This is a genomic window from Acinetobacter sp. IRS14, from assembly GCF_034650275.1.
GTDB lineage: Bacteria > Pseudomonadota > Gammaproteobacteria > Pseudomonadales > Moraxellaceae > Acinetobacter > Acinetobacter oleivorans.
Window position 1 is genome coordinate 95169 of the sequence record NZ_JAOVFN010000011.1, and the last position, 9120, is coordinate 104288.

8 protein-coding genes and 1 pseudogene are annotated in these 9120 nt (G+C 38.9%); 2 read left to right on the top strand and 7 right to left on the bottom strand.

The features are described from left to right. Positions 1-37: 37 nt before the first annotated feature. Entirely contained in the window at positions 38-1063 is a 1026-nt protein-coding gene (gene dusB, locus ODQ17_RS11975) for a tRNA dihydrouridine synthase DusB (RefSeq protein WP_322903845.1), read from the bottom strand. Between the two features lie 83 nt (positions 1064-1146). Between dusB and ODQ17_RS11980 the strand changes: the two genes are divergently transcribed. Together ODQ17_RS11980 and ODQ17_RS11985 are read left to right on the top strand one after the other, a co-directional pair. Continuing rightward, positions 1147-2355, top strand: coding sequence for a DUF1615 domain-containing protein (locus tag ODQ17_RS11980; RefSeq protein ID WP_322903847.1), 1209 nt, complete (start codon positions 1147-1149; stop codon positions 2353-2355). Continuing rightward, positions 2322-2978 (top strand): HAD-IB family hydrolase, encoded by a 657-nt coding sequence (locus ODQ17_RS11985; RefSeq protein WP_013197107.1) that lies wholly within the window; start codon positions 2322-2324, stop codon positions 2976-2978. The genes ODQ17_RS11980 and ODQ17_RS11985 overlap by 34 nt, the downstream gene beginning before the upstream one ends. A gap of 26 nt (positions 2979-3004) precedes the next feature. Here the strand turns inward: ODQ17_RS11985 and proB are convergent, their stop codons facing one another. From proB to ODQ17_RS12015, 6 genes and pseudogenes are all read right to left on the bottom strand, one after another. Further along, positions 3005-4138, bottom strand: a complete 1134-nt coding sequence (gene proB / locus ODQ17_RS11990) for a glutamate 5-kinase (RefSeq protein ID WP_016137396.1) — start codon at positions 4136-4138, stop codon at positions 3005-3007. A gap of 15 nt (positions 4139-4153) precedes the next feature. Next, the gene (cgtA, locus tag ODQ17_RS11995; protein ID WP_004790763.1) at positions 4154-5374 is read right to left on the bottom strand and encodes an Obg family GTPase CgtA; all 1221 of its coding nucleotides are present in this window, start codon (positions 5372-5374) and stop codon (positions 4154-4156) included. Positions 5375-5556: 182 nt separating this feature from the next. After that, positions 5557-6231, bottom strand: coding sequence for a hypothetical protein (locus ODQ17_RS12000; RefSeq protein WP_005307432.1), 675 nt, complete (start codon positions 6229-6231; stop codon positions 5557-5559). Positions 6232-6242: 11 nt separating this feature from the next. Next, a complete protein-coding gene (locus ODQ17_RS12005) occupies positions 6243-6968 on the bottom strand; it encodes a hypothetical protein (RefSeq protein ID WP_004790761.1) in 726 nt (241 codons plus the stop codon). 149 nt (positions 6969-7117) lie between these two features. Next, positions 7118-8575, bottom strand: a complete 1458-nt coding sequence (locus ODQ17_RS12010; protein WP_004790760.1) for a glyceraldehyde-3-phosphate dehydrogenase — start codon at positions 8573-8575, stop codon at positions 7118-7120. A gap of 216 nt (positions 8576-8791) precedes the next feature. Beyond that, positions 8792-9120, bottom strand: a pseudogene (locus tag ODQ17_RS12015) (EamA family transporter RarD); the annotation flags it as partial.

Sequence of the window (9120 nt, forward strand, 5' to 3'; positions counted from 1 at the left end):
ATTTAAAAAAGCCAGTAAACATTTACTGGCTTTTTCTTTAATGAGTTTCTAATAAGTTAACCTGCTCAACTTGCACATCACTTATCAAATTACCTTCAGCTAATAACTGATTAAAATAGTTTTCGACCACTAATGCTTGTTCAGCAGTACTTTCAACTTTATACATATTTTGGCGGAATTCGTTACTTGAGCGTAATCCTTTTGTGTACCAAGCAATATGTTTACGGGCAATACGACATCCAGAATATTCACCATAAAATTGATAAAGTTCTGATAAATGCCCAAGTAGCACATGCTTCACCTCTTCAATATTAGGTGCAGCTAAGTGCTCTCCAGTTTTTAAATAATGAGCAATTTCACGGAAAATCCATGGTCGACCTTGAGCAGCGCGACCAATCATGATTGCATCAGCACCTGTATAATCGAGCACATATTTTGCCTTTTCTGGACTATCAATATCACCGTTCGCAATAAGTGGAATATTGATTAACTCTTTGACATGTTTGATCAAATCATAACGTGCTGTATTTAAATACATGTCTTCACGGGTGCGACCATGTAAGGCCAATGCAGCAATTCCCGCTTCTTCTGCTCTTTTTGCGACTCTTAAAATATTTTCTTGACCATTTAAAAAGCCCAAACGGGTTTTTAATGTCACAGGAACATCAACAGCAGTAACCACTGCATCAAGAATTCGTGCCACTAAATCTTCATCTTGTAATAATGCTGAACCAGCAAGTTTGTTACATACTTTTTTGGCTGGACATCCCATATTGATATCAACAATTTGTGCGCCATTTGCCACTTGATAACGTGCAGCTTCTGCTAATTGCTCAGGATCAGAACCTGCAATTTGAGCAGAAATTGGAGCGAGTTCGCCGTCAAAATTTGCACGGTAGAGGCTCTTTTTGCTCATCCGCAAAGTCTTATCGGCAGTCATCATTTCACTGACTGCATGGCCTGCGCCAAAATACTTGCAGAGCGTTCTAAATGGACGGTCAGTGACCCCGGCCATAGGAGCAACGATTAAATTATTTGACAGTTGATAGGGACCAATATACATATATATTCATACAATTGATGATCAACATAGTATACTTCATCCGCTTAATCGGCTCATCTTTTTATGCAGGTGCTTTCCTCGCCATGAACAAACCGTTGTCTTCCCGTTTTTTATTAAAATCATTCGGTATGGCTGCCGTATGCATGAGTTTAGCTGCTTGTGGTGATAAAGCTTGGTGGTCAAATAATGATGAGCCCGAATTAGAAAGCCAACAGATTAAACGTCTAATCCCATCACGTGTACATGATCGTGAGTCATGGGCTAAAGATATTGACGACATTATGAAAGACTTGGATATTCCTAAAACCAAGAAAAATGTCTGTAGTATTGTGGCTGTAGTAGATCAAGAATCTAACTTTGTTGCCAATCCCCAAGTACCGGGTTTAGGCCAAAAAGCAGTTGAAGAAGTCAGCACACGTTTAAATGAAAAGTTTGAAGATAAGCTTGGCAAAACCATTGGTGGAACAATTGCCGGTTATTTTGAAGAAGTGCTAAGAACTCAGCCTTCTCCCGATAACAACTATATGAGTCAAATGCGTAAAGTTAAAACCGAGAAAGACCTCGACTTACTTTACCGAGAAATTTTCGATTTTATGGCTAAGCATTACCATGTGAGTGCATTAACAGGTGCGGCCAAATTAGTTGGGCAAGATATTGGCGAGAAAATGAACCCTATTACGACCCTGGGTTCTATGCAAGTTCATATTAACTATGCGAAAGCCAATAAACGCTCAAGCATGAATACCGCTGCACTTCGTGATGACTTATATACTGAATATGGCGGTTTATATTATGGTATTCATCGTTTAATGGTTTATCCAGCAGACTACGATAAAGCCATTTATCGATTTGCAGACTATAACTCAGGTATGTATTCTAGCCGTAATGCTGCTTTTCAAAGCATGTTAAATGACCTAACAGATACAGAAATCAGTCTTGATGGTGATCTACTTCTTTATACAAAAGATGGTGATCCGCGTCCGACTCAAAGCCAGTCAGAAAAAGAATTGATTACTGTATTTGCAAAAAATAATGTATTGGTTACCCCACGACAAATTCGTGATGATCTTAAATTAGAAAAAGAGAAAAAGTTTGAAAGTACTCAAACCTATATTGCTCTGACGAAACTTTATAAAGCAAAGACAGGTAAAGAACCTATCTATGCAATCATGCCGCAAGTGGTCATTTCTGGCCCAAAATTAAGTCGTGACTATAATACCAACTGGTATGCAACCCGCGTAAACGGACGATATGAATCATGTATGCAACGAGCGAAACGCATAAGACTATAAAAAGTCTCGCCCTGTTCGATTTTGATGGAACCTTGTGTAGTAAAGATAGTTTTACAGGGTTCATCTTTTATGCTTTGTCTAAGCGCCATATTGTTAAACAAGGTTTGAAAATCCTGCCATGGATTCAAGCCTACTATCTTAACTTTTATCCAGCTCATGCTATGCGTGCCAAGTTATTTCGCAGCATGTTCAAAAATACCCCTGCAATTGAGCTGCAAAGATTAGGTGAAGAATATGCACAAGAGTTAGTCTCTTCGCTTTCACCTGAACTTTTCGCACAGTTACAACATCATCAGTTACGTGGTGATCGAGTGGTACTGGTTTCAGCTTCAATTGATGTCTACCTTGCTCCACTTTGCAAACTACTGAATATCGAATTAATTTGTACTGAAACTCAAATTAAAAACGGTATGATGACAGGTTATTACTCCACCCCAGATTGTAGTAGTGAACAAAAGAAATTAAGAATACATCAGCAATATACGCTCCAGCATTACCATCAAGTTTATGCATATGGTAATAGCTCAGAAGACCTAGATATGCTCAGTCTCGCGACACACCCCTATATGGTGGGTGAAGACCGTGTTTTACCTAGTTTAACGCCAGAAAAAAAGCTCGCATAAAGCGAGCTTTTTTATTTAGATATAACTTAATAAATTGCCATATGATCACGATGAATCATTTCAAGTGAACGAGCTTCACCTAACACTTGATAAACCTTATCTGAGGCTAAGCCTTTAATAATTTCAGCAGATCGTGAACTGAAATTCACTCGACCTACTGCAATACGTTTACCTTGTTTATCTACACATTCAACCACATCACCACGATCAAAATGTCCTTCAACAGTTTTAACCCCAACTGGGAGTAAACTGCGATGTTTCAATTTAATCGCCTCAATGGCACCATCATCAATTACAAGACGGCCTGCCGTTTGTAAATGAGCAGCGAGCCATTGTTGATGAGCAGTCATACGGTCTTTATCTGTAGTAAACAACGTACCTAGCATTTCACCGGCCATGGCACGTGACAAGACATTGTCACTTTCACCACTCGCAATGAGCGTTGGACAGCCCGACTTAGCAGCTAAACGTGCGGCACGAACCTTAGTCACCATACCACCTCTGCCGAGCACACCACCACCGCCAGCCATTTCGAATAAAACATCGTCCATGGCACGAACAGTAGATAGTAATTTCGCATCGGGGTTGTGACGCGGATCTGAATCAAACATACCCTGCTGATCAGTTAAAATGATCAACAATTCTGCATGAACCTGACCTGCAACCATCGCAGCTAAAGTATCGTTATCACCAAAGCGAATCTCGTCGGTAGATACCGTGTCATTTTCATTAATAACCGGAATCACACGCCAATCAATCAAGTTTTGCAAAGCATCACATGAGTTTAAATAACGACGGCGGTCCGCTAGATCATCATGAGTGAGTAAAACCTGAGCAGTACGAATGCCATGTTCTTCAAGCACACTAGACCAAGTATGAATTAAACCCATCTGCCCAATCGCAGCACAGGCTTGTAGACTGGGTAGATCGGTGGGTCGACTTGCAAGCTTCATACGAACCATACCTTCAGCCACAGCTCCAGAAGACACTAAAATAATTTCGTGTCCGGCATTGTGTAGATCTGCAATCTGTTTCGCCCAATGCGAAATAGCATTCAAATCTAAACCTTGCCCATTGGCTGTGAGTAAAGATGATCCGATTTTAACAACGATTCGTTTACACTCACTGAGCTGACGTTGCCCATCGACCACTTCTATCATGTTTTCCTCGGTTTTTTAGTCACGAACGTAGATGCTTTCTACATCATTGTCGTCTTCATCATCGTCAAAATCATCATCATCGCCCAACATGCCTTCAAGACGTTGTGCTCGACGCATAGCGCGATATGCTTCTTTTGCCGCAATGGTTTGTTCACGTGTTTCAACTTCTAGTTGTTCACGGAAAGCTCTTACTTCTGCTGCATATTCAGGATCTTCAACTTCGCGTTCACGTTGTTGTTCAATCTGATCCATGAGGTAATACACAACGTCTTTTGTACCTTCACTTAATAGACCTGATGTCTTAAAGACAGGCCCAGTCCACTCTAGTTCATCTAGAATATGCTGACACCACTCTTCACGACTTTCTTCAGCAATCTGATCAAGTTTATTCAGCACTAAAACAATCGGAAGTTTAGCCAAAGTAGGAGAAAACTTAGCTAACTCATTCATAATTGCTTTTGCATTATGCGCAGGATCCGAACCGTCAATTGGTTGCACATCAATAATGTGTAAAAGGATACGCGTACGTGCCAAATGTTTAAGGAAACGAATTCCCAAACCAGCACCTTCCGCTGCACCTTCAATCAAACCAGGAATATCGGCCATTACAAATGAACGATGACGGTCAGCATCTACAACGCCCAAGTTTGGAACCATGGTTGTAAATGGATAATCTGCTACTTTTGGTTTTGCAGCACTTACAGCACGAATAAAGGTTGATTTACCAGCATTTGGCATACCCAATAAACCAACATCTGCCAATACTTTTAATTCAAGACGAATTTCACGAAATTCACCTTTGATGCCTGTCGTACATTTACGCGGAGCACGGTTAGTTGATGATTTAAAGTGGGTATTCCCCAAACCACCGTCACCACCACCTGCAACCAGAATTCTTTGGCCATCTTCAACCAAATCGCCAATAATATCGCCTGAATCTGTATCAACAATTGTTGTACCAACGGGTACTTTTAAAACCACATCTTCACCACCACGTCCAGTACAGTTAGCGCCTGCACCATTCTTTCCGCGCTCAGCACGGAACTTACGTGTGTAACGGTAATCGACTAGCGTACTCGTATCATCATCAGCTTGAATATAGATACTTCCACCACGTCCGCCATCACCACCATCTGGGCCACCAAATGGTACAAATTTTTCACGGCGAAAACTGGCTACGCCATTGCCACCGTCGCCAGCCTCTACGGTAATGACTGCTTCATCAACAAAGCGCATCTGCCAATCCTCTAAAAACTCTAAAACCGCCTATTCTGCCATATTTTCATAAAATTCTCGAATAGAAAATGGGACAATTCCCATTTATAACGATCTGTTTTTATCTTTAAGTCACCAAAAGCATTTTAGATTTACAAATACAGGCTTTACCCAACATAAAATGCAGAATAACTATTTAATTTTTAAGGATGGACATTACGCAGTGGCAAGGTCATTTGCATATCAAGATTTGCTTTTGTTTTTGGAACAGAATTATACATGATGGCATTAAATGAAGAGACATTCCCCATTTCCATAGGGTCATTCACTTGTAGACTTGGGTTAAACCGATGTTTAACCGATAAATTTACTGGCTCATCAAATTCAAAATAAACAGGACCATCAAAAACAATTTTAACTGGAATGGTATAACTACGTTTTAAATTAAAAGGAACATCCAGCTTGATGGGAATATCTAGTTTAAGTGGAAATTTTGGCAAAAATTTACTTTGATAGACGAGGTCTGTCGTAGTTTCAAGAGGCATAACCTGATCAATTTTTAAAGTTGTCGAATAGTCAACACTCACTGTAATTGGCGTCTCTACAGCAAAACTTAAATCTGCCAGATATTTCCCTTTTAAAGGTAAAGTTAGTTGGCGGTCTATATCTAATGTTGTATCAAGTTTACCAATAGATTGAACCTGTAAAGTATTGCCAACTTGAATCTTTGTTTCTAAAGAGTCAGGCAAACTAATATCGGCATTATGAGCCGAAACAACTAAATTAGCTTGAATATTGAGATATACCCAAAACATAACAGCAGCAAGGATCATCATTAAGAAAAAACTGATCAACATACTCTTGAGTGAACGAAACATTACTATTCACCCTATTGATCAGTTGTTGTCTGCGATGTTTCTGAACCTACTACCCGATTTAATCGCATAGTGGACAGAGGAATTTTTAACTCACCATTTGCAATCTTCACAGGCAATGTGTTTTTCACATCGACCGAAGCATTTAGTGCTGTTTTAACAGGGACATTCAAATTACCCTCAATTGGAATATTAGTATCCAATCTTGCTTTTAGAGGAATATGTAAATTTTCTTTTAATACCGTCCGTACAGGCGCATCAAATTTCAAATGAACCTTTTGCTCAAGCGGAACATTAATATCAATCGGAACATCAAGTTTTAATGGAATTGTCCCTTTCAATGGTAACGTAATATCACGTCCCAAAACCCTCACTTGAACCTTCGTATCGATTGGTAAATTCTGTTCAACTTTTAATGTTTCTTTGACAGGAATTGTGGTGCTAATCGGCACCATATTATCGAAGTAAACACGCGGAGTTAATGTCTGGGTTAATGGAATATTCAGTTTCTCATCAATTGGAATACTGGCATTTACTCGCCCTTTTACATCCACATTTAAAGCATCTTGTACTTTAACCTTAACTTGTAGAGGTTCTTGCAAGTCAATAGCAACTGCTTGATTCTTCAAAGGAATATAAATATTAAAATGCTTAAACACCCATATTGCAATGAGTACACCACATAAATTGGCAATAATGATGAATATAAAAACGACCAACAAACGTTTAAACTGCGACAATTCCTATCCCTTACTATTTTCTTTTTTTCCTTAATTCCTATTCTCATTTATTTACAAAAAATAGTCAGCATATATTTTGTACGGTTGTAAAAAAACCCAGTCTAAACTGGGTCTTTTTGTGAAAATCTTTTATAGATCGTTAAATGATCTTAAGCATTCAATTCTGCTGGAATTTTTTTGTAGCTTACGCCGCACATTTGTTCAGCGATACGTAATACCTGACAGCTATAACCAACTTCGTTATCGTACCAAACATAAGCAGTTAAACGGTTACCAGAAGTAATCGTTGCTTGAGCGTCATACACACCAGCAGTACGAGAACCGATAAAGTCACTCGATACAACTTCAGTCGAGTTGGTATAACCAATTTGACCTTGAAGGCTAGAGTTAATCGAAATTTGACGAATGTATTCGTTCACTTCTTCACGATCAACTTCTTTATCAAGCGTTAAGTTCAAGATAGCAAGAGATACGTTTGGCGTAGGAACACGTACAGAGTTACCAGTTAACTTACCTTTCAATGCAGGTAATGCTTTAGCAACAGCTTTAGCAGCACCAGTTTCAGTAATAACCATGTTCAATGTAGCTGCACGACCACGACGATCTGCTTTATGGTAGTTATCAATTAAGTTCTGGTCATTTGTAAATGAGTGAACAGTTTCAACGTGACCGTTAAGAACTTTATATTTGTCATCCAATACTTTAAGAATTGGAGTAATTGCATTTGTTGTACAACTTGCAGCCGAGATGATTTTGTCTTCATCTAAGATGTCTGTGTTGTTTACGCCAAATACAACGTTTTTCATTTCGCCTTTACTTGGTGCAGTCAATACAACACGTGCAACGCCTGGGCATTTCAAGTGTTGGCTTAGACCTTCAGCATCACGCCATTTACCAGTGTTATCGATTAAAAGCGCGTTTTGAATACCGTACTCAGTATAGTCAACTTCACTTGGGCTCGATGCATAAATCACTTTAATGAAGTTACCGTTAGCAATGATTGCTTCGTTTTCTTCATCAACAGCGATTGTACCAGCGAAAGTGCCATGAATAGAGTCACGACGAAGTAAAGAAGCACGTTTTGCTAAATCGCCATCAGAAGATTTACGCACAACAATTGCTTTAAGGCTTAGGCCACGACCTAAACCTGATTGGCTAATGATTAAACGAGCCAAGATACGGCCAATACGACCAAAACCATAAAGAACTACATCTTTAGGTTGTTCAGAAGTTGCACTACCTTTAATTGACTCAACTGCTTGAGCAACAAAAGCGTCAACATCACCGCCTTTTTCTTTATATTCAACAGCAAGTTTACCGATATCAACTTCTGCAGAACCAATGTTTTCAACTTTTGCTAAAGCTTCTAAAATTGGAAATGTATTTACAACAGAAAGCTCAACATCTACAACACGTGTACGACGGTGAGTTTTCAAAATTTGAATAACAGAACGGTTAATTAAAGAGCGACCGTAAACAGATACGACAATATTTTTTTCACGGTATAATTGACCGATTACGGCAATCATACGTTCCGCGATTTCTTCACGGTTTTTCCAACGGCCTTGGTGTTCAGCATGCAGGGCGATGATAGTGTCTTTGCTCACAGATACGTCCTCTAATTAATTATATCTAGGCGTGATTTTTTAAACCCCGTAATTGTAATGGAATTATCGACAAGAATGAATCAAAAGCTGACGTTAGTGGCTAGATTTTCCTAAAATTCATCATAAATTCATAAAATACCTATAATTATTTTTTATTATCTTATTGTTTAAAGCAGCTAAATTTTTGCTTTTTCTTACTTTTTAGATTCTGATGCTCTAATCATGAGCATCATTTTTTAATCTTTTTTGATATTTTGCGACGTTTAGCTGCAAATTTTTGGCTTTTTGACGTTGTTGATAAAGGTGAACTGCGCCTTCTAAAACGAGTACAAATACTGCACACCAGATCGGAATATAAGTAAACCATTCTTCTTGACCAATACTCTCCCCTAAAACTAGAGAAGCTAAAGCAAGCAAAACTGGTTCCAGATATCCTAAAAGTCCAAACACAACTAAAGGTAAAAAGCGACTTGCCAGAATATAACTTCCCAAACCAATAGCACTTAAAATTCCAAGCCCAATAATGATCAAAGCAAGGCTCGGTT